Annotated in this window: 31 protein-coding genes; 15 read left to right on the top strand and 16 right to left on the bottom strand. The window is 61.7% G+C overall.

The genetic code is table 11. The features are described from left to right. Position 1: 1 nt before the first annotated feature. A complete protein-coding gene (locus CIW50_RS10905) occupies positions 2 to 976 on the bottom strand; it encodes an SH3 domain-containing protein (protein WP_149531230.1) in 975 nt (324 codons plus the stop codon). A gap of 398 nt (positions 977 to 1,374) precedes the next feature. Between CIW50_RS10905 and CIW50_RS10900 the strand changes: the two genes are divergently transcribed. Continuing rightward, complete coding sequence (locus tag CIW50_RS10900; protein WP_149531229.1) at positions 1,375 to 2,076, top strand: Ig-like domain-containing protein; 702 nt, start codon at positions 1,375 to 1,377, stop codon at positions 2,074 to 2,076. Between the two features lie 3 nt (positions 2,077 to 2,079). Here the strand turns inward: CIW50_RS10900 and CIW50_RS10895 are convergent, their stop codons facing one another. The 4 genes from CIW50_RS10895 to CIW50_RS10880 all read right to left on the bottom strand — a co-directional run bounded on the left by CIW50_RS10895 (position 2,080) and on the right by CIW50_RS10880 (position 5,320). Further along, a complete protein-coding gene (locus CIW50_RS10895) occupies positions 2,080 to 2,643 on the bottom strand; it encodes an inner membrane-spanning protein YciB (RefSeq protein WP_149531228.1) in 564 nt (187 codons plus the stop codon). Between the two features lie 56 nt (positions 2,644 to 2,699). Next, complete coding sequence (locus CIW50_RS10890; RefSeq protein ID WP_149531227.1) at positions 2,700 to 3,275, bottom strand: hypothetical protein; 576 nt, start codon at positions 3,273 to 3,275, stop codon at positions 2,700 to 2,702. A gap of 90 nt (positions 3,276 to 3,365) precedes the next feature. Next, entirely contained in the window at positions 3,366 to 3,689 is a 324-nt protein-coding gene (locus CIW50_RS10885; protein WP_149531226.1) for a hypothetical protein, read from the bottom strand. Between the two features lie 227 nt (positions 3,690 to 3,916). Next, positions 3,917 to 5,320, bottom strand: a complete 1,404-nt coding sequence (locus CIW50_RS10880; protein ID WP_149531225.1) for a carotenoid oxygenase family protein — start codon at positions 5,318 to 5,320, stop codon at positions 3,917 to 3,919. A gap of 109 nt (positions 5,321 to 5,429) precedes the next feature. Between CIW50_RS10880 and CIW50_RS10875 the strand changes: the two genes are divergently transcribed. Continuing rightward, positions 5,430 to 6,164 (top strand): TetR/AcrR family transcriptional regulator, encoded by a 735-nt coding sequence (locus CIW50_RS10875; RefSeq protein ID WP_149531599.1) that lies wholly within the window; start codon positions 5,430 to 5,432, stop codon positions 6,162 to 6,164. A 51-nt stretch (positions 6,165 to 6,215) separates the two neighbouring features. Here the strand turns inward: CIW50_RS10875 and CIW50_RS10870 are convergent, their stop codons facing one another. The 3 genes from CIW50_RS10870 to CIW50_RS10860 all read right to left on the bottom strand — a co-directional run bounded on the left by CIW50_RS10870 (position 6,216) and on the right by CIW50_RS10860 (position 8,571). Next, positions 6,216 to 6,797, bottom strand: a complete 582-nt coding sequence (locus CIW50_RS10870; protein ID WP_149531224.1) for an amino acid synthesis family protein — start codon at positions 6,795 to 6,797, stop codon at positions 6,216 to 6,218. A 50-nt stretch (positions 6,798 to 6,847) separates the two neighbouring features. After that, positions 6,848 to 7,708, bottom strand: coding sequence for a fumarylacetoacetate hydrolase family protein (locus CIW50_RS10865; protein ID WP_149531223.1), 861 nt, complete (start codon positions 7,706 to 7,708; stop codon positions 6,848 to 6,850). 161 nt (positions 7,709 to 7,869) lie between these two features. After that, entirely contained in the window at positions 7,870 to 8,571 is a 702-nt protein-coding gene (locus tag CIW50_RS10860) for a GntR family transcriptional regulator (protein WP_149531222.1), read from the bottom strand. A gap of 126 nt (positions 8,572 to 8,697) precedes the next feature. Between CIW50_RS10860 and CIW50_RS10855 the strand changes: the two genes are divergently transcribed. The 3 genes from CIW50_RS10855 to CIW50_RS10845 all read left to right on the top strand — a co-directional run bounded on the left by CIW50_RS10855 (position 8,698) and on the right by CIW50_RS10845 (position 11,717). Next, complete coding sequence (locus CIW50_RS10855; RefSeq protein ID WP_149531221.1) at positions 8,698 to 9,690, top strand: zinc-dependent alcohol dehydrogenase family protein; 993 nt, start codon at positions 8,698 to 8,700, stop codon at positions 9,688 to 9,690. Positions 9,691 to 9,730: 40 nt separating this feature from the next. Then, positions 9,731 to 10,630 carry a VOC family protein gene (locus tag CIW50_RS10850; protein WP_149531220.1) on the top strand — a complete coding sequence of 300 codons (900 nt, stop codon included), beginning with the start codon at positions 9,731 to 9,733 and terminating at the stop codon, positions 10,628 to 10,630. Positions 10,631 to 10,796: 166 nt separating this feature from the next. Further along, positions 10,797 to 11,717: a tripartite tricarboxylate transporter substrate binding protein gene (locus tag CIW50_RS10845; protein WP_246664217.1), complete on the top strand. Its 921-nt coding sequence runs from the start codon at positions 10,797 to 10,799 to the stop codon at positions 11,715 to 11,717. Between the two features lie 20 nt (positions 11,718 to 11,737). Here the strand turns inward: CIW50_RS10845 and CIW50_RS10840 are convergent, their stop codons facing one another. After that, entirely contained in the window at positions 11,738 to 12,373 is a 636-nt protein-coding gene (locus CIW50_RS10840) for a hypothetical protein (protein WP_149531218.1), read from the bottom strand. A 148-nt stretch (positions 12,374 to 12,521) separates the two neighbouring features. Between CIW50_RS10840 and CIW50_RS10835 the strand changes: the two genes are divergently transcribed. Further along, on the top strand, positions 12,522 to 13,190 hold the full coding sequence (locus CIW50_RS10835; RefSeq protein WP_149531217.1) for an SET domain-containing protein: 669 nt from the start codon (positions 12,522 to 12,524) through the stop codon (positions 13,188 to 13,190). Here CIW50_RS10835 and CIW50_RS10830 read toward each other — a convergent pair. Next, positions 13,187 to 13,585, bottom strand: a complete 399-nt coding sequence (locus CIW50_RS10830) for a hypothetical protein (protein ID WP_149531216.1) — start codon at positions 13,583 to 13,585, stop codon at positions 13,187 to 13,189. The genes CIW50_RS10835 and CIW50_RS10830 overlap by 4 nt on opposite strands. 116 nt (positions 13,586 to 13,701) lie before the next feature. Between CIW50_RS10830 and CIW50_RS10825 the strand changes: the two genes are divergently transcribed. Together CIW50_RS10825 and CIW50_RS10820 are read left to right on the top strand one after the other, a co-directional pair. Then, positions 13,702 to 14,520 carry a helix-turn-helix domain-containing protein gene (locus CIW50_RS10825; RefSeq protein WP_149531215.1) on the top strand — a complete coding sequence of 273 codons (819 nt, stop codon included), beginning with the start codon at positions 13,702 to 13,704 and terminating at the stop codon, positions 14,518 to 14,520. A gap of 63 nt (positions 14,521 to 14,583) precedes the next feature. Beyond that, positions 14,584 to 15,249, top strand: coding sequence for a DsbA family oxidoreductase (locus CIW50_RS10820; protein WP_149531214.1), 666 nt, complete (start codon positions 14,584 to 14,586; stop codon positions 15,247 to 15,249). A gap of 10 nt (positions 15,250 to 15,259) precedes the next feature. Here the strand turns inward: CIW50_RS10820 and CIW50_RS10815 are convergent, their stop codons facing one another. Further along, the gene (locus CIW50_RS10815; protein WP_149531213.1) at positions 15,260 to 16,204 is read right to left on the bottom strand and encodes a JmjC domain-containing protein; all 945 of its coding nucleotides are present in this window, start codon (positions 16,202 to 16,204) and stop codon (positions 15,260 to 15,262) included. Positions 16,205 to 16,222: 18 nt separating this feature from the next. Beyond that, complete coding sequence (locus CIW50_RS10810; RefSeq protein ID WP_502707439.1) at positions 16,223 to 17,434, bottom strand: GNAT family N-acetyltransferase; 1,212 nt, start codon at positions 17,432 to 17,434, stop codon at positions 16,223 to 16,225. 311 nt (positions 17,435 to 17,745) lie between these two features. Here CIW50_RS10810 and CIW50_RS10805 point away from each other — a divergent pair, with 311 nt between their 5' ends. Continuing rightward, positions 17,746 to 17,982: a hypothetical protein gene (locus CIW50_RS10805; RefSeq protein WP_149531212.1), complete on the top strand. Its 237-nt coding sequence runs from the start codon at positions 17,746 to 17,748 to the stop codon at positions 17,980 to 17,982. 173 nt (positions 17,983 to 18,155) lie between these two features. Next, complete coding sequence (locus CIW50_RS10800) at positions 18,156 to 19,589, top strand: caspase family protein (RefSeq protein ID WP_149531211.1); 1,434 nt, start codon at positions 18,156 to 18,158, stop codon at positions 19,587 to 19,589. A gap of 9 nt (positions 19,590 to 19,598) precedes the next feature. Here the strand turns inward: CIW50_RS10800 and CIW50_RS10795 are convergent, their stop codons facing one another. Beyond that, on the bottom strand, positions 19,599 to 19,838 hold the full coding sequence (locus CIW50_RS10795; RefSeq protein WP_149531210.1) for a PilZ domain-containing protein: 240 nt from the start codon (positions 19,836 to 19,838) through the stop codon (positions 19,599 to 19,601). A 259-nt stretch (positions 19,839 to 20,097) separates the two neighbouring features. Between CIW50_RS10795 and CIW50_RS10790 the strand changes: the two genes are divergently transcribed. Continuing rightward, positions 20,098 to 20,367 (top strand): hypothetical protein, encoded by a 270-nt coding sequence (locus CIW50_RS10790; RefSeq protein WP_149531209.1) that lies wholly within the window; start codon positions 20,098 to 20,100, stop codon positions 20,365 to 20,367. Here the strand turns inward: CIW50_RS10790 and CIW50_RS10785 are convergent, their stop codons facing one another. Beyond that, positions 20,368 to 20,682, bottom strand: coding sequence for a hypothetical protein (locus CIW50_RS10785; protein WP_149531208.1), 315 nt, complete (start codon positions 20,680 to 20,682; stop codon positions 20,368 to 20,370). Positions 20,683 to 20,827: 145 nt separating this feature from the next. Then, positions 20,828 to 21,037 carry a DUF6894 family protein gene (locus CIW50_RS10780; protein WP_149531207.1) on the bottom strand — a complete coding sequence of 70 codons (210 nt, stop codon included), beginning with the start codon at positions 21,035 to 21,037 and terminating at the stop codon, positions 20,828 to 20,830. Between the two features lie 270 nt (positions 21,038 to 21,307). Between CIW50_RS10780 and CIW50_RS10775 the strand changes: the two genes are divergently transcribed. The 3 genes from CIW50_RS10775 (at position 21,308) to CIW50_RS10765 (ending at position 22,562) form a co-directional block, all read left to right on the top strand. After that, complete coding sequence (locus CIW50_RS10775; RefSeq protein ID WP_149531206.1) at positions 21,308 to 21,625, top strand: hypothetical protein; 318 nt, start codon at positions 21,308 to 21,310, stop codon at positions 21,623 to 21,625. Between the two features lie 103 nt (positions 21,626 to 21,728). After that, the gene (locus tag CIW50_RS10770) at positions 21,729 to 22,166 is read left to right on the top strand and encodes an acyl-CoA thioesterase (protein ID WP_149531205.1); all 438 of its coding nucleotides are present in this window, start codon (positions 21,729 to 21,731) and stop codon (positions 22,164 to 22,166) included. Positions 22,167 to 22,175: 9 nt separating this feature from the next. After that, on the top strand, positions 22,176 to 22,562 hold the full coding sequence (locus CIW50_RS10765) for a YkvA family protein (protein ID WP_149531204.1): 387 nt from the start codon (positions 22,176 to 22,178) through the stop codon (positions 22,560 to 22,562). A 53-nt stretch (positions 22,563 to 22,615) separates the two neighbouring features. On the opposite strand, the gene CIW50_RS10760 is transcribed toward CIW50_RS10765, so the two are convergent. Then, positions 22,616 to 22,843: a hypothetical protein gene (locus tag CIW50_RS10760; RefSeq protein ID WP_133246729.1), complete on the bottom strand. Its 228-nt coding sequence runs from the start codon at positions 22,841 to 22,843 to the stop codon at positions 22,616 to 22,618. Between the two features lie 639 nt (positions 22,844 to 23,482). Here CIW50_RS10760 and CIW50_RS10755 point away from each other — a divergent pair. Next, positions 23,483 to 23,671: a hypothetical protein gene (locus CIW50_RS10755; protein WP_149531203.1), complete on the top strand. Its 189-nt coding sequence runs from the start codon at positions 23,483 to 23,485 to the stop codon at positions 23,669 to 23,671. Position 23,672 lies beyond the last annotated feature (1 nt).

Genomic DNA, 23,672 nt, shown 5'->3' with positions numbered 1-23,672 from the left:
CTCAGCTGCAATTCGTCACCTGGCTCGAGCACAGCCGTCGCCACCAGCCGCGCACGCCGTCGTGGCTATCCACCAGTGCCCAGAAGCCGCTGCAGGCGAGAACGCGCTTGGGGCCACCGTCGGCGCTGATCTCGCTGCCACCTTCGCCTTTGGCCGGCGTCCACTGCGCGTCCACATGCGGCGCCTGGAACAGTCCGCCCATCCGCGTGTCGCCATTGGCATACTGCGCGCCGACCTTGCTGGCTGAGACCCAGCCGCGGCCGCCATAGGGTTTTGGATGATTGCGCGGATAGACGCTCGCTTCTTCGTATTCCTTCCCGGGCGGCGTTGCGCCTTCGATCAGGAACCAGCCATCCTTGAAGCCGATGATGGAAAATTCCGTCAGCCAGCCTCCATCGGGAGCATTCTCGCTCTTGCTCCTGAACTTGTAGGGCGGAGGCAGAGTGCCGAGCACCTTCGTCGTCGCCGACGGCCCGGCGCGTACATTCAGGCCGTTCGGATCGCGGTCGTTCGACCATGCGCGGACATCGCAGGGCATCGTGCCGTCCGGCAGCCTGGCGCGCGTCGCCAGTAGCTCTGTGTCAAGCGCTGCGTATTCCGCATCGCTGCGGGCAGCGCTGAGGACACGCGGGCCGGTGCTGCCAAGCGCAGGATCGCGCGGGCGCAGCTCGGCGGACAGTGTAGTCAGCTTGCCGTCGCTGCGCGCGAGTTTTGCGACCAGCATCTCACCGGCATCGAATGCGCTTGCCGCTGTCTTTGGATCGTTGGCGCCAGCTGGATAGACCGCAATATATCCGACCGGAGCCTGCGGATCGGACATGTCGACATGAAACGCCTGGCCGGCCATGCGGTCCGGCGGCACGAAGCCACGGGCGCTCGCAAACCATTCCGGTGTCTCTGGCGGCGGCGTCAGCGATTGCGCAAATACGGTGCCGGTGGTGATGAGGCCGGCGATCAGGATGGCGATTCGGGTCATGGTTTTGTGTCGCGGCATCAGCGATTTGGTTCGACAAAACGCGACTCAGGCCTGCAGCAGATCAGCCGAATTCTGGCCTTTGCGCGAGACTCGATTCTCCGGTGACCCGCAAGGATGTAGACGAAAAAGAAAAGCGGTGACGACTCAGGCGGCACTGTTCCAATAGCGATCAGACCGCAGACGAATTCGAGGCCGCACCATGCTGGATGCCCTGAAGCTGAATGTGACGGTGGTGACGTTGTTGGCCGCGGCCAGCGCAGTCAACGGGATCATGTTTTACCAGTATCTCTGACAAATTATTCGCATCGGCACGCGGCCTCTTCGCGTCCTGCTTTTGTGTTGAACCTTTTCGCCGGCCGCGCGCCTCATCCCAGGGGCTGCTAACCGGAGCGTAATAGGTGAACAATTTTCATCTGGTCGTCGTCACTGCATGTGCGCTTGCAAGTCCGGCTGCGGCCCGCGCCCAATCCATCGTCCACTCCGAATTGACCCGGACCACGCTGGCGTCATCGATCGATGCGATCGGCCGCACGACGCTCACGGCCTCCGTGACGAGCGAGCGCGGTGGCGGCGTTCCCGGCGGGATCGTCCGCTTTGTCGATGAGACTACGCTCACCGTGCTCGGCTGGGTCGACGTGTCCCATCCATCGCTGGTCGTGGAGCGACTGCCGCCCGGTCCACATCGCTTCCGCGCGAATTATATGGGCACGTCGAATTATCTGCCTGTCGTCGTGCAGCCGAGCCAGTCGGCAGTGGTGGTCGAGATCATACGGGGCACGCCAGCCGTGGCGGTGTCGTCCTCGGATAATCCCAGCGTGCCCGGAGCGGTCGTGACGCTGACCGCCGCGATTGCCAGCAGGGATGGCGTGCCGAAAGGCGCGGTAACGTTTCGCGATGGTGAGCAGGTTCTCGCGGCCCATGTCGGGCTCGACCGCGCCGGTAGGGCGTCATTCACCACCTCGGAGCTGGCGGACGGGGCGCGCTGGATCACGGCCGAGTATGAGGGCGACACGACCCATGCGCCGGTCACGTCGCCACGGCTGACGCTGGATGTCGGTGTGGCGCATCTGCGAAGTTCACAGCTACGCGTCGATGACTAGGCGTCAGGTCTGCAATGCAGCGGCCGCAGCGCGAAGCTTGCGCGTGACGATCACGCGGAACACGACATACTGGATCGCGAAAGCCAGTATCTTGGCGCCGATGGCCACGACCGACACATAGAACGCCCACAGCTTCATATCGCCTGTCATGGCCACTGCAATGACGCCTGCGCCGAGCACAAACATCAGCGCAGCCCAGGCATAGCCAGCGGCAGTCACATATTCAGGAACTGTGTCGCTGACGATGGGTGGCATGTAACGCAGCATCCAGCCCTTGCGCAGCATGATGGCGCCGATGGCAAAATGCCCGATGCTGGGCTTGGCCAGCACGAAGCGCGGATCCTTGGTGAGGAGCGTCGCGCCGCCGAGCACGACCACCAGCGCGAGGCTGGCATAGGTCATCACATCGAGCTTCTGGCCCTTGATGCGCGCATAGATGAATTGGGCCACGGCGCCCGCAATCGCTACGCAGGTTGCCAGCACGATGTCGCCGGTGACGATATAGAGCACCAGAAAGACGATGGTGGAGAAGAAATCCTGGCCGAGTTTGGCGAATACGTCCTTCATCACAGTGCTCCCTGGGCAGTCGAGATGTTCAGGCAAAAATTTGCAGGCGAAGTGAATCAGAACTTCAGCGGTTCAGCCGGTTTCGCTGTACCATATTTCGCGCGACGATATTGTGGGTACCATTTCGTGAAGGCAACGGCCGAATTGCGCGCAGCAAAGGCCACCGCGAAACCGATCCACAGCGGCAGCGACGGCATGTAGATCGTCAGCATGTCCGCGATCAGCATCAGCACGAAGGCGCCGGTCCAGGCCCAGGTGATGATGTAGTTCGCCTTCATGAAGCCCGGCAGCTTCGATGTCTCTACATCCACGTGCTCACGGGCATATTGCAGCGTGAAGGGAAAACGGAACGTCAGCGACAGCAGCGCGATGGCAAGCACGCCGCCATCGACGGCGAGGCGCACAGCGATCGGGCTCCAGTTGCCATCGACCAGTGTGATGTAGCAGCCCAGCGCACTGAAGATCAGCACAGAGCCTGCCGCCAGCATCTTCAGCGAGCCACCGCGGATGACGTCCCAGGCGACGATACCGAGCGACAGTGCCGCTGCGGCGAACAGGCTGATCGCGATCGACGTCACCATCATCAGCATGGCGAAAGCACCGAACGGAGCAATGATGAGAAAGGACGCCATGGCGTTTCCAGTTCGGGCTGTCTTGACGTTTTAAAGGTGCGTTGCGGGCCGGCTTATGAAGCCGTTGCGTCGTTGCGCATCATTCTGCGATCAAATGTCTTGTTGTGAGAGCGGGCAGTCATTGCTGACCGGCGTTAAAACGTCGTGAGAAGCCGAGGCGGCCGCACCGGATGGTTCGATGCCGACGAGCGTGGTCCCGGTCACAACCAGCACGAGAGCCAGGCTGCCCCAGCTTGCTGTCCGGGTCATCATGTCCGGTCTGCGATGTGCGGTTCGTGCGAGAACGAACTGTGTCGCAGCGCCAGCGATGGCGACGGCAGTCGCGATCAGCACGTCTCCTGCGACCGCAAAGGTCGTGAAGAAGGCAATGGTGGAAAGGAAGCCTATGGCCAGCTTGGCGAGGACGTTGATCATGGCGTGGTTCCGCGAGCTTGTTGTCGAATGAGACTTTTATCGTTGTGCTTCAGGAGGCGGTGGCAGCCGCGTTGATCATGAGAAAAGGCGCCATACTGTCTTCCGGTCGCTCCATCTTTACGATGTCAAGATATCTTCTAGGCATTGCCAACGAGCTCGTCAACAAAAATCTTTACACTGTCAAAATTGTGTGAGGGTCTGATTTTTAGCTTATTTGAAACAGAGCTTTACGAGGCATCGACCCAGTTGCCGTGAAATCCTGCCGGTACCCGGTGACTGAGCTGGACGAGAGCAATAGGCCCCGCAGCGACATTGGTGGCATTGAACACCGCCAGATCGCTGCGGTTCTGCCGGGCGCGCCAGACCACGGCGAATAGCCAGCCATCGCCTTCGGCCGCATCCTTGCCGCGCGCGACGAAGACGGGTTCGGAGATACTGTCGCCGAGCGGCAGCATATATTGGCCGAGCCTGATGCCGTCGCGCCCCACATGGGTGATTCCGGAGAAGGCCTTGCTGGCGCCCGGTGCCGGATTATCGCAGGCGTACCAGCCTTGCGTGCTGACGAGGCCGGAGTGGCGCTCGTCGATGCGCGGGAATTCGCCGGTGACGTCGTCGAGATAAGTGCGCGTGAAGCGATCAGTATTGGCTGACAGATCGAAGGTCCAGCGACAAAGTCGTGCATTGGACTTCGCAGGATCGGTCGGGGAGCCGTCGGGATGCGTGAACAGCGGCGCTTCCTCGGACTGCATGACGTCGGCGATGATGCGTTCGCCATCTTCCCATGCATTCATCACATGGAAGACGTAGCAAGCCTCGGCGTGAAACCACTTGATATCATCCGCACTGCCGCCGCGCTTCATCACGCCGACGTAAGAACCCTTGTCCGGCTCCCAAGCGTAGGGCGGGCGGCCTGATCGCGCGCGATCAATGCTGCCGGTAATGGGCAGGATCGGAAACAGCAGGTGGTTCTCCGTGACAATGAAGTCATGCACCATGCTGGCATAGGGCGCATCGAAACGTTCGAAACGCGTCACGATACCCGATGAATCGATCGCGCCGAATGAGATCGTCGGACTGAAGATTCCCCGGGCATTATAGCCGAAGAAGGTCATTTCACCGGTGACAGGATCGATCTTCGGATGCGCGGTGAACGGCCCGCCGATGCGCCCGTTATAGTTCTGATAGCCGAGCGTCTTCAGCGTGCGCGGCTCGATCTCGGTCGGTGCATGGCCTTCCTCGAGCGCGAGCAGGCGGCCGGCATGAAAGACGATGTTGGTATTGGCCGCGCCAGAGTCATTTCCGAGTGAAGCGGGGGCATCCGGCAGCTTCTGCCCGAAGCCGCGATAGAGCGCGCGGCCGGCATCGTGTTCGGCCAGGAATTTCGGCGTGCGAATCCAGCGATTGCGATAGCTCGCGCGGCCATTCTCGATATGAAAGGCATGCAGCATGCCGTCGCCGACAAACCAGTGCGAGCCTTTCGTCTCAAATTGCGGATTGGGGCCGTTGCGATAGAGCGTGCCGTTGAGCTCGCGAGGCAATTCGCCGACGACTGTCAGGAACGGCGCGTCGCACTCCATTGGGATCGGCGCCAGATTGTCATGAGCAGCCTCGATCGGGTCCAGCAGCGCCATCGTCGTCTCCCATGCTGTTATCTTTACGTTGTCTAGATTGCTAGATGCGCGCGGCCGGTCGGTCAAGCAAAATCTTTACAGTGTAAAAATGGCGACCTATAACATGACCATGACGAAGCAGACCAAGACCGCAAAACCGCGCGCCGTGCCGCAAGACCGCCGCAAGAAGGTCGCAGGAAATTCGCAAGCCAAGGCCGCGGCCAAAAAATCCGCTGGCGCCGAATCTCCCTATCATCACGGGGACTTGCATGGTGCGCTGCTGAAAGCCGCGGAAATCGTGCTGGAGCGCGATGGACTATCTGGCCTGACGCTCCGCGCCGTCGCCCGCGAAGCCGGCGTCTCGCATGCGGCTCCGACGCATCACTTCGGTGATCTCACTGGTCTCGTCAGCGAACTCGCCGCGATCGGCTTTCGCAACTTCAACGCCACGATGACTGCGGCTGGTGCGAGCGGCGCGACGCCACTCGAAAGCGCGCTCGCCCGTGCCAAGGCGTATCTCGCTTATGCGCGTGCGCAGCCCGGCATGTATCAATTGATGTTCCGCACCGAGCGGCTCGACATGAGCCGGCCGAATCTGCGCGAGGCAGCCAATGCATCCTTCGCCGGTCTTGCCAGTGTGGTCGGTGCGAACCATCCGGGCAATGTCGCCACCGATGCGCTGACTATCGAGCAGGCTGCACAGATTGCGCGGACGTGGTCGCTGGTGCATGGTTTCACCATGCTGACCCTTGATGGCCGGCTCACCGACATCCTGCGCCGTTTGCCTGATGGCACCGATGCAGAGAAACTGTTCGTCGAGATGCTGAAGATCACCGTCGCCAGGGCGATGGAAAAGCCGAACTAGCGAAACTCTTTGCGAAGCGCCGGCGTCGTGTGCAGGCGTTGTTTGAGGTCGCTATCGCTGTCCGTCATGCACCGAGATATCGGACGCGGCCAGCCCGCCAATACGTGCATGCGGTCTTCCGCCGGTGGCCATCACCAGGCCGAAGGCGATCTCGTCGCGGCGCGGGCCATCCCAGACAGTCATTTCAGCAGTGCTGAAATGACTGCGGACATAGGCCGCTTCGATATGGCCGAGCGGGACCATCAGCCGTGTGCCGATGCCGCCAACGGTCTTCGCAGCCGGCACGATGGCCTTGGGCTGGCCGAGAACCTCGCGCATCGCCCAGCCGCCGGCTTCGTGCCACACCGCCGCATGTTCGAGCTCGCCATCTTCACCGACGATCATGCCCTTACCGTAGGCTTCGATCTTGTCCTTGCCGCCAAGCGCCTGAACGAGTTCAGCCGCAAGTATGCGTCCAAGTTCGCGTAGTTCGGCCTGGAATGCCATCAGGTCCGGCTCGTAGCGACCAGCAAAAGGATTGCGGATAATCGCCAGTACCGTGCCGACGCGAAGCGGTTGTGCCAGGCGCGGCCCGCGTTCGTGCCAGATCGTCTCGACGGAAATCTGGGTCTTGCGAATGTCATAGGATGTCATGGCTGGCCCAGTCCCTATTGTGCGAGCGTTGTGAGGAAGCCGTCCACTGACTACTCGTCGATGACGGGATTGCTGAGGATGCCGAGTTTCTCGATCTCGACTTCGACGACGTCGCCGGCCTTCAGGAAGATTGGAGGCTTGCGCGTAAAGCCGACGCCGGCAGGCGTTCCCGTTGCAATGACGTCACCCGGGACGAGGTCGAAGATTTCCGACGCATAGTTGATCAGCCGGGGAATCGAGAAGATCAAAAAGGATGTGTCCGAGGATTGGACGATGTCACCATTCACGCGGGTTTCGAGCTTGAGCTTGGTGGGATCGCTGACTTCATCGGTCGTCACCAGCCAGGGCCCGAATGGGCCGGTGCCGACGAAATTCTTGCCGGCCGCGATCTGCTGCGCATGTCGCTGATAATCGCGGACGCTGACATCGTTGTAGATCGAATAGCCGGCGATGTGGTTCATCGCCTCGCTTTCGGGAATATGGCGGCCGCCTTTACCGATCACGACGGCGAGTTCACCTTCCCAGTCCAGGTGCGTGGAGACTTTCGGCCGGATCACCGGCTGGTTGTGGCCAACCTGTGAGCGCCAGACCCGCAGAAAGATCGGCGGGAATTCGGTGATCTGACGGTCCATGCCGTGGGCGACCGCCTCCTTGTGATGGTCGAGATAGTTGCGCACCGCGCAGACGATCTTTTCGGGGCGGGGGATCACCGGCAGGTAGTCGATGTCCGAGAGCTTCAGGTCCGGCTTGTGTCCGTCAACGATCTGGTCGCGCTTGGCGAAGTCGGGGCTGGCGATGAAACCGGCGAGCGTCGGATAGTGCGGGAGCGCCTTGCCGAGATCGATGATCGCGTCGTTGACGACGGCTCCCCAGCTCTCGCGCTGCTGATGGCTGAAAGACAAGAGCTTCATGATGAGGCCTTTCTGTTTAATCTCGGATATCAAAATTTCGTAAGTGGATTATATTTTCGAAAATAACGTCTGGCAATAGGGCTGGCGGGCCCTGTGGTGGCTTTCCACGTGGGTTGGTGGGCACGCCGTCTGTTTCTTCGCCGCTGGCCGGCGATCCCGTCTCAGGATTCCGTCAGCAGATGAGACGCGTATTTCACGACATTGTCGGAGGTGCTGCGGATGTGCCGGTCGATCAGGGATGTGGCCAGTGCCGTATCGCGGGCAATCGCGGCCTGCATGATGGCGCGATGCTCGCCGACCTTGTCGCGTGGTTGCGGGCGAAACATGGCGGACAGGTTTCGATAGCGTTCGGCGCGCTCGAACAGCGAAGCCCGAATGCCGAGCAACGTCGGGGAGCGCCCGCACGACACTAGCGCCTCGTGAAACTGGCGGTGAGCGATCTGCCATTCCGGATTCTCGACGTGATTACCGGGAAGCCTTTCCTCGATGCGTCCCAGCCTGTGCAGGGTCGACATAACCGCTATTTCCCAGTCATCTCCGCCATCTGTGATGGAGCGGCTGAGCAATTCGATCTCGATCAGGATCCGGGTCTGGGTGATGTCGATCAGGTCGTCGCTCGTAACGGGCGCCACGCGAAAGCCACGTTGCTCCTCGGCAATGACCAGGCCGTCTGCCGTCAGCGACGTCAGCGCCTCGCGCAAGGTCGTGAAGCTTGCGCCGAAAGCGAGCTTCAAGGCATCGAATTTCAGCGGTTCGCCAGGCTTGAGGCGGCAGGCCACGATATCCTGACGCAGCCTGTGCGTGATATCGACCGCGAGGGTCTTGCCGAATTCTTTGCGCGATTTGACGGCCGAAGCAGTCATGGAATGGACCTCGGATTCTGCCGACTGATGGCGCCGGCTGGTTGCAGAATGCCGGCGCAGGACCGCTATTGCAATAATTTTCGTAATAGGACATATTTTCGAAAATATCTTCTGCAGGGTGGATTCATGAAGGCTGTGCTGGTTCATCGTCCGGGTGGTCCCGACGCGCTCGATTATGTCGACGTCGCCATTCCGGCTCCGGGCCCGAAAGAGGTGCAGATCAAGGCTGAGGCTTTTGGCGTCGGCCAGCCGGACGCCTTGATCCGGCGCGGCGTTTACAAGTGGATGCCGCCGCTGCCGGCCAATCCGGGAAATGATGTCGCCGGGCGCATCTCTGCGATCGGTCACGGTGTTGTCGGCATCTCGGTCGGGCAGAAGGTTTTGCTGAGCGCCCGCGATCTGTCACAGCGCGGCGGCTGTTACGCCGAATATGTGGTGGCGCCGGCCGATGCCATTCATCTGTTGCCTGATGCCGTCGATTTGCAGGACGCCGTGTGCCTTGCGAACTATCAAGTCGCCTGGGCGCTGCTGCATGAATGCGGTGGGCGTAATCCCACAGGCAGTGTGCTTGTGATTGGTGCTGCTGGAGGCGTCGGCACGTCGATCGTGCAATTGGCGAAGCTGGCAGGCATGACGGTGATCGGTACGGTCAGCACCCCCGAAAAAGCCCGGTTCGCCAAATCCAATGGCGCCGACCACGTGATCTTCTATCGTGACGAGGACGTCGTCGCGCGGACGCGCGAATTGACCGCGGGGAGCGGCGTCGGCCTCGTGCTCGACCATGTTTGCGGCCCCGAATTCGTGTCCTATCTCGGCGTACTCGGCAAATGGGGAACGCTGGTTTCCTACAATGCCTTTGCGGGGCTTCCGGAAGAGAATCTGATGGGAGAGATGCGCAAGTATCTCGACGTCTGTCCGGCTGTACGCTGCTTCTCCTTTCATATCTACGATCATGACCGCGATGCGCGCCGCGCCATCATGGGGCAATTGATCTCGCTGCTCGGCCGTGGGGAGATCAAGCCCGCTATCTCCGCGCGGCTAAAATTATCCGAGGTCCGGCAGGCGCATACGCTGCTGGAGTCCGGAGGAGCGCTCGGCAAGATCATCATGACCCCGTAGGCGGACGGCTATCGGTCTGGAACGAGATACGGAGGACCACATGATCAAGGTAAAACGCATCAGGCATGTGACGTTTGTTACGCCTGATATCGACAGGCAGATCGACTACTATCAAACGGTGGTCGGGCTAGGCGTGGTGACGCGTGACGCCAGTCGCGCATGGCTGGCCACCGACTCGGACGAACTCGCCGTCGTCCTGCAGCGTGGCGATCAGGTGGCCTGTCGGCGATTGACCTTCGAAGTGGCGCCCGATCTGGATTTCGCCGACCTGGTGGCAACACTGTCGCGCGCTGGAATTGCGGCCGAGATCCAGTCCGATCCGCTTCCTGGCGTGTCCCGTTCGGTGCTGTTCCGCGACTTCGAGGAAATGGAGATCGAACTGCTTGCGGGGCCGACATTCGCTGTCGCGGAGCAGCCTGTCGGCGGCATTGCAGCCGACCGCCTCGGTCATATCGCGCTCTACACGCAATATCCGCTGAAGGCGTCGAAATTTTATGGTGACGTGCTGAATTTCCGGGTGTCGGACTGGATCGAGGACGCCTTCGTCTTCATGCGGTGTGGTTTCGATCATCACTCCGTCAATTTCGCGCGGGGCCCGGGTCGGCGATTGCATCACGCGGCCTTCGAGCTCCGTGATGCCTCGCACATGCATCGCGCCTGCGACCTGCTCGGGCGCAAGAAGATGCAGATCCTGTGGGGACCGGTGCGTCATGGCCCGGGCCACAATGTCGCGATCTATCACCGCGACCCCGATGGCCATCTCATCGAATTGTTCTTCGATCTCGATCAGATGATCGATGAAGATCTCGGCTATTTCGAACCACGCCCATGGCACCGGGATCGTCCGCAGCGCCCCAAGGTCTGGGTAGGTCTCCCCCGAGATATCTGGGGGCCGGCTCCATCGCCGGAGCTCGCGGAGTTCAAACGCAAGGCGACATGACATCGCTGCCGACAAAGTCGCCGCCATGAAGCGACAGATCGGCGCCTCGGCGACCAGTGCTGAAGAAATAAAACGGGAGGAAATAATGAGCCAGCTGTCGAAATCTATTCGGGGCAGAGTTCTCGCATGCCTCGCGGTGTCTATATTTATAATCTCGTCGATAGACGTGCCTGACGCCTCGGCGCAAGCCTACCCAAATCGTGTCATTCGGATCGTGCACGGTTTCGCATCGGGTGGAGCGGCGGACACGCTCTCCCGCGTCGTTGCCGACGGGCTGGCGAAACAGCTCAACGAGACCGTCATCGTCGAAGCGAAGCCTGGTGCAGGCGGCAATCTCGCATCGGACGCGGTCGCCAAGGCTGCGCCTGACGGATACACGCTCGGCCTTGTGACCGGGGGCCATGCGATTTCGGCGGGGCTTTACAAGTCGCTGCCCTATCAACCCGTCGATAGTTTCGAGATGATCTCCACGATCGTCTATTACGCGCTCGTCGTCGCTACCCGCAGCGACTATGAAGCAAAGACGCTGGGAGAGCTCATCGCACTCGCAAAGGCCAAACCGGGATCGTTGAGTTTCGGATCGGTCGGCTTCGGCAGCACGCATCATCTTGCTGGCGAATTGTTGAAAGCGGCAGCCGGCATCGACGTGCTGCACGTACCCTATCGCGGCGACTCCCAGGCGATCACCGCGCTGCTCGCGGGCGATGTGCCCCTGATCGTTGGCACCAGTGTGCTTGTTGCGCCGCAGATCGAGAGTGGTGCGGTGCGCGGCCTTGCCGTTACATCGTCGACCCGAAGTGCCTTGCTGCCGAACGTTCCATCGGCCGGCGAGGCAGGTCTGAAGGGGTTCGATGTCAGGACGTGGGCCGGGTTGCTGGCGCCGAAGGGCACTCCGCCGGGGATCATCGCCCAACTCAACGCGGCCGTTCTGAAGTCTCTCGCCGACCCGGGGATCAGGGCGCGACTGGAAGCAGCGATCGGTGGTGAGGTGCGGGGAAGCACGCCGCCGGAAATGCGCGAATTGGTCACGTCGGAAATCGCGCGATGGACGGCGGTGATCGACGCGGCGAAAATACCGAAGCTCTGATCGCGCGATCGATTTGAACCCTACCGGGCGAGGTCCGGGATATTGCGCGATGCCATCGCCAGTGCCGTGGCGCGGCCATCGGTGCCGATCACGCTGACCTTGGCCGTCTTGCAATCGAAGCCGCGGGCGAGTTCGTCGGCGGCCTTGCGGGCCATCTCGTTGGCCTCAGGATTGGCTGCTACGTCGATATAGGCGACGTGGCAGACGGCGCCCGGTGGCAGCCGTGTTACCACCAGCATCTGTTTGGATTTTGGCCGACCATTCTTCTCGGGATCGTCGTTGTCGGCGATGTGCCAGCGCTGGATCATCGCGAATGGCTTGCCGGCGCTGGTGCGCCATTCGATGGTGCTGGTGGTGGAATTGAACGGGCCGAAGCCTTGCGATGCCGCCGGCTCCTTGTCAGCGGCGCTGGTGCTGCGTCCGACCGTGATGGTCTCGCGCAGGTCGTTTTCGTTCTTCACCACCACGAGACCGGCGGGGCCGCGGCAGGTTCGCTCGGCGGCGTAATCATCGCCGTCGAGTTTGAGGCTGGACACTTTGCGGCAGTCCTTGTCGGCAGCCGATGTGTAGACGCTGCCGATACTGTCGGCTGCGGCGAGCGACGTCGCGCCGAGCAGGGTCGTCAGGGCGGCAGCGAGGGCAGACAGGCGGGGCATTTCAGGGCATCCAGCACAGGAAAGATGCAGCTTTGACGCTCACAAGCTGGGGAAGGTTCAACGGAAGCGGCTGACAGGGCTTATTGAATCGCGCTAGACAGCTTGGTCAGCCTTCATTTTGTCTCCAGCAGCGTCAGTTCCTCATCCCATGCCCGCCTCGACTTCCGCCAAGCCATATCGCATCGGCCGTTCCAAAACCGGTCTCGGTCTTTTCGCCACCCAGCCGATCAAGAAGGGCGTCAAGATCGTCCAATACTTCGGACCCCTGCTGGATTCGAAGAACGAGAAGCACGACGCGATCGAGAACAAGTACCTGTTCCAGATCAGCAAGCGCTGGACCGTCGACGGTTCGATCCGCAAGAACATCGCGCGCTATATCAACCACGCCTGCAAGCCGAACGCCGAGTCCGACGTCAACGCGGCGAAGAAGAAGATCATCATCCGCTCGATTAAGAAGATCGAGCCGGGCGAAGAGATCAACTACGATTACGGCACGGAGTATTTCAAGGAATACCTGAAGCCGATCGGCTGCAAGTGCGACGCCTGCGAGAAGAAGCGCAAGAGGAAGCGCGCTGAGGCCCGTGCCGAGAAACTGAAGGCCAAGGAAAAGGCCGAGCGCAAGGCGCTGAAGAAGGAAGAAAAGGCGAAAGCCAAGAGGGCCAAGGCCAAAGCGAAGAAAGCCAAGGCGTCGGGAAAAGCCAAAACGACCAAGGCCGCCGCGAAGAAGACTTCCGCAGCGACCAAGGCCAAGTCGGTTAAGTCTAAAGCCAAGTCCGGTAAAGCCAAGACCGGCAAGGCCAGGAGCAAGGCGGCTTAAGCCGCCTGCGCGGCTGCGCTTCGGCGCAGCCCGATATATTGCAGCTCCGCGAACACGCCGACTGCGATCGCCTGCGCGGCCACGAAGATCAGGCCGAGCAGGTTCGGCGTCACCGCGCCCGAGAACAGCAGGCCGATGCTGCCCAATGTCCACAGCGCATTGCCGATGATGATGACCAGCACCAGCAGCTTCGGCATGGTCGCGCGGGTGCCGAGCCAGCCGACCAGCGCCGCATAGGCAATCAGGAACAGGCCGGATTCCAGCAGCAGTGTTTCGGGCAGATGCAGCAGCGGTGCCAGCATCGCTGCGGCAAAGGTCAGCAGTAGCGCCATGGCGCCCGAGACGACAGCGTCGATCTGGATGGCGCGGCGGAGCAGGAGAGAGGGATTGATCATGGTCGATGTCCTTCGGTTGGTCGTTGTCGATGCGCCGAAGATGACCGAGGCGCAGAGCCAAATCGATTACCTCTGAGGTCATGGAAGCTACGAAATTCGCATGTTAGCTTTTCGCCATGAGCACACAGCTAGCAGCATCCTCCGCGACATCCCGGCCCGCCGGGATCGGCCATCATCTGCGTGAATGGCGGCAGCGCCGCCGCCTGAGCCAGCTCGATCTTGCCGGCGATGCCGAGATCTCCACGCGGCATCTGAGCTTCCTCGAGACCGGCCGCGCCGCGCCCTCGCGCGAGATGGTGATGCGGCTGGCGGAGCGGCTCGACGTGCCGCTGCGCGAGCGCAATGTTTTGCTGGTGGCCGCCGGTTTCGCGCCGGCCTTTCCGCAGCGGGCGCTGGATGATCCCGCGCTGGTCTCGGCGCGTCAGGCCATCGACCTCGTGCTGAAGGCCCATGAGCCCAATCCGGCGCTGGCGGTCGATCGGCACTGGAATCTGGTTGCCGCCAATCGCATGGTGATGCCGCTGCTGGAAGGTATCGCGCCTGAATTGCTCGGGCAGCCCTTCAACGTGCTGCGGCTGAGCTTTCATCCAGAGGCGCTGGCATCGCGCACGGTCAATCTTGGTGAATGGTGCGCGCATCTGCTGGAGCGACTGCACCGGCAATGCGAGGCGACGGCCGATCCGGAACTGATCAAACTGTATCAGGAATTGAAGACCTATCCGGTCCCGGCGCGGTCGGCGCCGATCGCGGCCGATAGCGTCGTGGTGCCGTTCCGGATGAGGCTGGGCGACGACGTGCTGAGCTTTATGTCGACGACCATGACCTTCGGTACGCCGCTGGATATCACTTTGTCGGAAATCGCCATCGAGACGTTCTTTCCGGCCGATGAAATCACGGCGAACAGGCTGCGGGAGATCGCCGCGAGAGGGAACTAGCGGTCTTGCCCGCGGCGCCCTCGGAGCCTATCTCTGGGCGGAACAAAGACAGGGAGCCCGCCCATGAGCACCATCAAGCCGCTTCAAATCGATATCGTCTCCGACGTCGTGTGCCCGTGGTGCTATATCGGCAAGCGCCGCATCGAGAATGCGCTGGCGCTGGCCTCCGACGTGCCGGTGCATGTCAATTGGCGGCCGTTCTTCCTCAATCCGTGGATCCCGCGCGAGGGCATCGATCGCTCGACCTATCTCGAAACCAAATTCGGTTCGGTGGAAGCCTATAAAGGCATTGCCGGCCGTGTGGTCGATGCCGCCGAGCAGGAGGGGTTGACCTACCGGCCAGACAGCGTGAAGCGCCAGCCCAACACCATCGATTGCCACCGGCTGATCCATTGGGCCGAAGCCTCCGGCAAGTCGGCCGAGGTCAAGCAGCGTCTGATGGAATTGTATTTCCGCGATGGCGGCGATCTCACCCAGAGCGAGACGCTGGTGCAGGCTGCGGCCGATGTCGGTCTCGATGCGGATGAGATCCGCAAGCGCCTCGCCACTGATGAAGACGTCGAACTGATTTCCGGTAACGCCAAGGAAGCCGCCGACAAGGGTATCTCCGGCGTACCGACTTTCGTCTTCGCCGGCAAATATGCCGTATCCGGCGCGCAGGATGCTGAGAAGCTCGCGCGTGCGATCCGTCAGGTCTCGGCGGAAGTGAACGCGGAAGCGGCGGAGTAAGGGCGCGCGCCTACGCGTCCTTCAGATAATAATTCGCCTTCTTGCCGAGTGCGATGCGGCGCAGCACTTTGCGCATCGCCAGCGAGCTGCGCAGCGGTTTGATCGCCGTGGTCACGGTACGATAGAAGGCGAGCTTCAGCGTATCCAGCACCGGCTGCCGTCCCGGCGGCTTCTGCGGGAGGCCGACGCCGCGTAGCATCGAGTTGAAGAAGTGCAGGTCGTTGAGGCGGCGTACTTCCCGGGTCTTCCAGGTAATCGCCATCGAGATCGAGAACGACCCGGCGGTGCGTACCCAGTGCGGCCACTGATAGGGCACGTAGCAGCCATCACCATCGAACATGTGAAACTCGACCGCGCGAGGCGCGAAGCTGTCGTCGAATTTGAGATTGCGATGTTTGGTCATCGAGCGCTCGATCTCGTCGTCGGACACGATGGCGCGGTCCTTGTTGTCATAGATCGTGAAGAACTTCTCGCCGTGAATCTGGACGAAGAAATTATCCTCGCTGTCGAGATGGAACGGCGTGGTCGAATTCGGTGAGGAAACGAACAGGAAGCCTTCGAGCTGTTCGAAGCCGGCATCGAGCAGGCTGTTGAAGCCGCGGGCGCGCGCCACCGACAGCAGCGTGTCTTCGAGCAACTGGCGATATTCGGGGGAGTTCTCGATCCGCTTCAGCACCATCCAGGCGCCGGCGGTCTCGATGCGCCTGACGACTTCGACCGGATCGAGGTCGACCGACGGGATCGCGTCAGGGTCCTGGCTGATCGCAACCTTGCCTGAATTGTATTCGATGAGATCGCGCGGCAGTTCGGATGCGAGCTGCGCAATGCGCGGCAGCGTCAGCAGCGGATGACCGGCGAGCTTGTGCCTAATCGCGAACGGCTTCAGCGGAAAATCGTTCTTGAGTGATTGATTGGCCGCCGAGATCACCGGCGCGACGTCAGTTGCAGCGTTCATGGTTGAACCCCTGGATATCTAGCGGAGGCGGTTGCGGATAGAGCGGGCCACGCGCCGCAACGGCTCGCGGATCGTGCGACGCAAGGTGAGTGCGCCGTGAATGAGCGAGACAAGCGGGTCGTGCTTGCGGAGCGGAATCAGGACGTTGCCGATCGCGAGGCGGCCGCGCCAGATTGGGTCGATCATCGGGTGGCCGGCATTGGCGGTGGAGTCGGCGCAGGCGATCGCCGGATCGGCACAGAGATGCCGCGTCACATCGAGCGTGAGTTGCACGCCGGGCGACAGTTTGGCGAAGCGCTCGTCGACGCCGAGCTTGAAATAGAAGGCGCGATCGAGATGCCGGAGCAGCACACCGGAGGCGACCGGCGTGTCGCCGGCACGCAAAGTGACGATCTCGCATTGGCCGCGTTCGGCGAGCGCCCTGGTGGCGCTACGGATGAAGGCACTGTCTCCGGCATCCTGCATCAGGGCCGTGCCGCGCTTGCCCTTCCATCCGCTCGCTTCCAGCGTCAGGAACGTGTCAATGGTCGCAGCGATTTCCGCCGGCGTGCGCGCGATATGGAAGGTCACATCGCCATGTTCGGCGAGACGATTGCGCTGGCGGCGCAGTTCTTTCAGCTTCTTCGCGCCGAGCGCATCGCGCAGCAGATCGTCGGCATCGCGCGTGGCATCGAGACAGGCGCGGGCGTGGGATTGCAGGATGCGCGGTGCGAGATCCTGCATGGCCAGCGATTGGCGGATCGCCTGCATCGCTGCGCCGTCGAGCGAGACGTTCTCGAGAATCAGCGCATGCGCGCCGGCCTTGCGGGCCTGCTCCATCAGGCGCGTGACGGCATCAGGGGCCATGTCGCGATCGAGCAGCGGCGTGGAGAGCGTGCCATAGGGATCGGCGCTCACCAGTGCGGGGAGAGGCAGGCGATAGGCGCGACGCGCGGTGATCACCGGCAGTAGTCCGATCAACCGAGGCGTTCCGGCGTCGCTCATCCAGGCGCTGAGTGCGGCGACATCGGTGCGGCCGCGCGCTGATGCATTTACGGCCAGTTCCCAGTCGGCGAGGTAATAGCCGTTCGGCTCGACGGCCAGCTGCGCGAGAGCACGCCATGGCTCGGGCGGGATTGCTGCGAGCGGCGCAAGCGCATCGGGCACGGACGCTGGGCGGTTCGCCGCGGTCATCCCGGCGCCCGTTGCTCTGCTGCCATACGTGCCGGCTGGGTTTGCAATGTCGACCACGTCCCCGATCCCCGTCGCAAGGAGGCGGCGCAGGCCGCTTCTCCATTGCTGTCTGTGGAGACTAGGAGAAACATTCCAAGATCCGGTTTTTCCGGACGCGAAATTTGACGGGAATGTGTAACGGATCGTTCACCAAACGGTCGCTGAAAAGCCTGTGTTTTCAGCGGATGTGGGCTGGTCGGGGTGCCGGTTCCGGAGTTTTGCGCGGTTATGCGGCGATGCTCACCTGCGGTCGATGGTCGCGGTCTGGCCATGTTGAGGCTGGAAAACTGCCCGTGCATCGGGCTATCAAGGCGCCGGAGGGACCCATAATGAGAGCATTGGTATTGGCGATCGCGGCACTGGCGCTTCTGGCTGCGCCGGCGAACGCACAGATGGGCGGGGGCAAGCGCGGCGCCGACCATGCGCCTGCGCCCGAAAAGCCCAAGATCGACGAGAAGGCCTACAAGGCCGCCCTGGAGCGGGTTCCTACGCCGAAGGAAAAATACGATCCGTGGGGCGGCGTCGCGCCAGCTCCCGCGGCTGCAACGGCCGCGAAGAAAAAGTAGTATTCCGACAGCCCGGCTCCTGCGCGGTTCCCATGAACCGCGCCTGCGTTCATCGCGACCAAATTGGGCAGCGGCAGGCCGTCGCATTGTTGGCGAGCGGCCATCCTGATGTCATTTGAATCAGGCGGGGAATGATCCGTCGCGCGAGCCGGCCTGGCCGGGGAGATTGTTCGATGGTTCGTCCGGTCATACACAACACGACTATTCGTAATGCCATCGCCGCTGCCGCCGTGATGCTCGGCTCCCAGAGCGCAGTTCTTCTCGGCTCAACAGCCGCTTTGGCCGAAAGCCGTGTGGCGCTGGTGATCGGGCAGTCTTCCTACCGCGCCGTCGCGCCGCTGCCCAATCCCGTCAATGACGCCAAGGCCATGGCGCAGATGCTCGGCGATGCTGGCTTCGAGGTACAGTCGGCCACGGACCTGTCTCAGAACGATCTGCGCGGCAGGATCGCCGCCTTTGCCGCGACGGTATCCGCCAAGGGGCCGGATACGGTGGCGCTGGTGTTCTATGCCGGCCACGGTCTGCAGATCGATGGCGAGAATTATCTGGTGCCGGTCGATATCGATCCGAAGCGCGAGGCTGACATCCCGCTGCAGGCGGTGCGGCTCAACGATATCCTGAACACGCTGACATCCGTGCCGAGCAAGAGCCGCATCATCCTGCTCGACGCCTGCCGCAACAATCCGTTCCCCGCGATCAGCAAGACCACCGGCCGCGGTCTCGCCCAGATCGACGTGAAGTTCGGCACGCCCGGCACGCTGCTGTCATTCTCCACCTCGCCCGGTGCCGAAGCCGAAGACGGCAAGGACGGCAACAGCCCCTACACGACAGCGCTCCTGAAGGCCGGTCGCGAACCGGGCCTGTCGATCGAGGATGCGTTCAAGCGCGTACGGCTGTCGGTCAATCAGGCCACCGAAGGCCGGCAGACGCCATGGGAGAGTTCATCGCTGGTCAATGACTTCCGTTTCTTTGGCGGCGATGCTGGCGCCAAGCCGGCCGTGACCAGGAAGACCGTCGATCAATGGCGCAAGGAGCTACAGGGCAAGCCGGTGCAGGACGCCAACAACCTGATCGTCTCGGATGGTTCGGTTGAAGCCTATGAGGCCTTTGTCGGCCTCTATGCCGAGCCCCCGCTGGGCCCGCAGGCGAAAGACTGGCTCGACCGTCACTACAAAATGGTGGCGTGGAACAATGCCGTCATCACCAACACTGCGCCGTCCTATCGCGACTTCCTGGCGAAATATCCCGACAGCGACCTGACCTCCACTGCGCAGAAGCTCGAAGAGCGCACGCTCAACAAGCCGGTACCGGTTGCTGCCGGCGGAACGGCAGGTGCAACCAATGTCGCGCTCGCCGCGCCGACATGCCCCTGCGGAGCGCCGCCGGCAGCAGCACCGGCCTCGAAGAAGGCGGAAAAGAGCGAGCCTGCGAAGAAGCGCGCCGACAAGCCATCACAGCGACGCAGCCGTGAGATTGTGGAAGAAGAGATCGTTATTCGCCGTGCTCCGCCACCAGTCTATTACGAGCCGGCGCCGCGCGTCTATTACGGCGGCGGGGGCTATGGCGGTTACGGCGGCGGCAACTATGGCGGCCGAGGGCGCTACTGACGGGCGCGTTTACTCGAACGCCACGCCAAGCTGGCGGTCGTTATTCCATACCGAGCGGCAGCGGCGGATGAACTGATCCGCCTCGATCACCAGCATGAAATTCTGCGGCACGCCAATCGGGCTTGCGATATCCACGCGCGCGCCCGAGGCCGAGAGGTTGCGGACGGTGCAATCAACGCCGCCGCCGCCGAAGGCCAGCGTGCCGCGCTTCAGAACCCGGTGCCGTGGAGCCGTTCGTTTCTCGATCATGGTCGTCGTCCGTATCGTCTGCACGGACCATGTCTAGCACCGCGCTCTTGCTGGCCGATGAAGCCGATCCCCGAGATTCGGACCCGCCTGTTCATCCTTCATCAATATCTGACGGGGGACGATCGGGAACAGGGCCGATATGGCACATGTCCGGACGTTTCGACCTGCCTGAGACAGGACGGGGTGCCCTGCGTCAGGTGCTTGGCGGGCCCGAACGGCCAGTGATATAACGCTCCCGAATTCACGGAGCTTTGGTGCCATGAAACTATTGAGCGTTGTTGCAGTGCTTGCGCTTCTGACCGGACCGGCCGCTGCGCAGATGATGAACCTGATGCCGGAGGTGAAGAGCAAGTCGGCTGAGGAGAAGGAGCAGGACGCGATCACCGAGAAGGCGTATCGCGAGTCGCTGCGCAAGATTCCCGATACCAAGGCGGCGTCCGATCCGTGGGGCAATGTGCGTAGCGATGCGCCGAAAGCCGCAGCGCCCGCCAAACAGCCGCGCACCAAGACCGGCAACGCCGCGAACTAATCAGGTGGAGACCGCGGTGTCGGTAGCCGGTATCGGCCGATAACGCTGCGGAAAGTCTTCGGGCCATGGCTGGAAGTGCTGGCCGGCCAAGGCCGCGAGAAACAGGCCGGCGGCGTCCGCATAGCGCGCCCCGTCGGGCAATCCCATCGGCGCGGACCAGTCCGTCGGCAGCACGTCTGGTTCATCGCGTAGCGGAAAGGCCGAGCCCCACCACCAACCGGGCGCAGGCGAGCGCTCGTTTTCGCCAATGGCGATCCAGCGCGCATATTCCTTGATCGCGCGTTCGAACTGAAATTTTGCAGCGGGATGAATCATCGGCGTCTGGCTCCCCGGCTAACTGCGTCACGTCATCCGGCAGGCTGACAACAAAAACTGCGGCGCGCAATCGACCTGGTACGCGTCTATTGCCTGCGACATTTTGGCGGGTGCTGATTGCTTGAGAGCCTCACCGCTTACGGCTCTAGTTGCTCCAGGACAGCGGTACTTCGAACAATCCGCCGCTGTCTTCGTTCTCGATGACGATCGCGCCTTTCACGACGCCGATGCTGCGCATCATCTCCACTGCAAGCTCACGTGCGTGCAGCATCGCTTCCTGATCGTCGCTGAAGCTCGTCCCTTCATCGTCGAGGAACGTGTTTTCGGCGATGATATGAAAGAAAAATCGAGGCACGGGAAACGACCACATCTGGCGCGCGCGTAAATGGCTTGCAGCACCTGAGGTTGCTTCAAGACGATAGTACCGCTAAACTAACTTATTCCGCGCGTCGACAGAAATATGCAAAATTTGCGGCAAATGAGCGGTTTTTTTGGCGCAGTCAGCTTCGTGCCAAATTCCGCTTTCGGCGCCATGGTCCACCTCGGGGTGCCATTGCCCGCGCGTCATCGAAAGCGTCGATGACATCGGGCGTCATCCGGCCGTGGTTTCATATAGGGCGCGCTCATGTTGTCAGCCGATATCGTATTTGTATGTGCTCTGGCCGTGATGATCGGGGGCAACCTCTATGGCGAGCCGCGGATCGCAGGTGAGCGCATCGCGATGCAGTGGGGCCTCGACGGCCAGCCGACATGGGATGCGCCGAAGCGGATCGCGCTGTGGGGCATGGTGATCTTCATGCTGACGGTGCGCCTGATCATCTGGACGGCGATGACATTCGCGCCGGAGAAGGTCCACGGCGCCAATCTCGGACTCATGTTGGCGTCGGTGATCATCGCAGCATCGCACATTTTCATCGTGCTGAAGGCGATCAAGCGGACCTGAGTTGCAGCATGACTCTCCACGCGGCGGCTGGCCTTGCTGCACAGGAGAGGCTAGGGGAGCACAAGGGCGGAGAACGAAGCCGCCGCAAATAAGCGAGGGGCACATGTCACGCGACCGGTTCTGGTTCTTTCACCCGTTTCGGGTGCGCTATTCCGAGATCGACGGTCAGGGCGTCGTCTTCAACGCGCACTATCTCACTTACTTCGACACCACCATCACCGAGTATTTTCGTGCGCTCGGCTATGACCAGTTTGCCGACGCCAAAGCGAGTGGCGTCGACTTTCACGTCGTCAAATCAGTGATCGAATACAAGGCGCCGATCCCGTTCGATCAGGAGCTCGACGTCGCCGCACGCGTGGCGCGGATCGGCAACTCAAGTCTGGTGTTCGAGCTCGCTATCTTTCCACGCGCGGGCGATCATCCGTTTGCGACCGGCGAGATCGTCTGGGTCAATACCGACCAGAGCACCCATCGCCCGGTGCCGGTCGCGCAAGCAATTCGCGATCTGATCGCCACGCGCGAAACGCATCTCGCAGGATAGATCGAAGCCATGTACCGCCCCGGTCAATGGAAGCAATGGGCGCGGGCGATCAAGCGTGATGCCCATGCGGTCTATCTCGCCGGGCGTGATCCGCGTGTGTCATGGTGCGCGAAAGCACTGGCGCTTGCGGTGGCCGCTTACGCGCTGTCGCCGATCGACCTGATTCCGGATTTCATTCCGCTGCTTGGTTATCTCGACGATCTCATCATCGTCCCGCTCGGCATCGCGCTGGTCCTGCGCATGATCCCGCCGGAGATCATGGCCGAGCATCGCGCGGCGGCGGAGGCCGCCATGCAGCGGCCGGTGAGTATGGCTGCGGCTGGTGTGATTGCGGTCGTCTGGGCGCTCTCGCTCGCGCTCGTGGGCTGGATCGCATACCGACACTTTGTGCGTTAGGTCGGTTGCGAGGGTGGCGCGCGACGCTCTTCTCGAACCAAAGTCGCCGGGTGCTAGGCCGTGCCTTCGTCCAGATCGTAGAACTCGGTCAGGCGCAGGCTGAGCTCCATCAGCCGGTCGCGAAACGGCGTCTGTGACGCGTCGGAATAGCTCACGATGATCCGCCAGCTGTCGTCCAGCGCATAGATGATCAGGGTCATGTTCTTGGGCCAGGGCCCGGCGTCGCGGGACGCTTCCCGAATGATCTTCTGAAGCTCGGCGGCGGTTTTCTTCGGTTTCAACGTCAGGCTTCCTATTTAGAAGCGTTCTAACATGTATGGCGGGATCGTCCATCCCTTGCCATCCCTTGCGCGCGGCGGACTATCATCCCAGACAGCAAGCGCGGCATGAGGTGTGTGCGGGTCGCAAGCCGGCGCTCAAGGAGTGCTCGACGCAGCGCATATCCACCAGATGGTGCCGGCCGAAATCGAGACGCAGCGTCAGTGGTTCCTCCGCGGACCAACGGCTCGCTGTGAGCATGGGAAACCGGATCTCGCGCAATGCGCCAAGTGCCGTGGACCGCAGTCGCCAAAGGCGTGACGCTCGCGCCGCCATCGGCTACAATAGCGGGATGACGAAAACAAAATCATGGCAGTCAAAGCTACTCGATGAACCGAGAATGGGCTTCGTCGAAGAACATGGCTTTCGACCTCAGATTGTCGCGCGCCCACGCCGGCGCCAGCCGGAGGCCCCTGTCCCGGAGCCAATCAAGTACGACCCGTTGTTGAAGATCGTGAACGAACCGCGGATCGGATTCGATACGATCCATCTGACGTCGCGAAGCCGAGTGTAAGACGAAGGAGGCGGCCCACGGAGGCGGTATAAACGCTGTGAACGAAAGAGCCGTAAGTACGATCACAAGCAAAGATGGCGAGCGTCGGATGCTCATCGTCCGTCGTGACGACGGGCTATTCCGATTTGTTGAGGAAGTGCTTTACCGCGACGACGAGTTTATCAAGGAGCCGATTTGGGGGCCTAAACGAGATAGAGCTGGTCTGTATGAGACCGCAGAGGAAGCGAAAGCCGTCGCCAAAGTAGAATGCCAGTGGTTCGCTGACGAAGTTGATTGAG

This window comes from Tardiphaga sp. P9-11, from assembly GCF_008329525.1.
In the GTDB taxonomy this organism is placed as follows: Bacteria; Pseudomonadota; Alphaproteobacteria; order Rhizobiales; family Xanthobacteraceae; genus Tardiphaga.
Note: the sequence above shows the minus strand (reverse complement) of the source record. Positions and strands in the feature narration are given on the sequence as shown.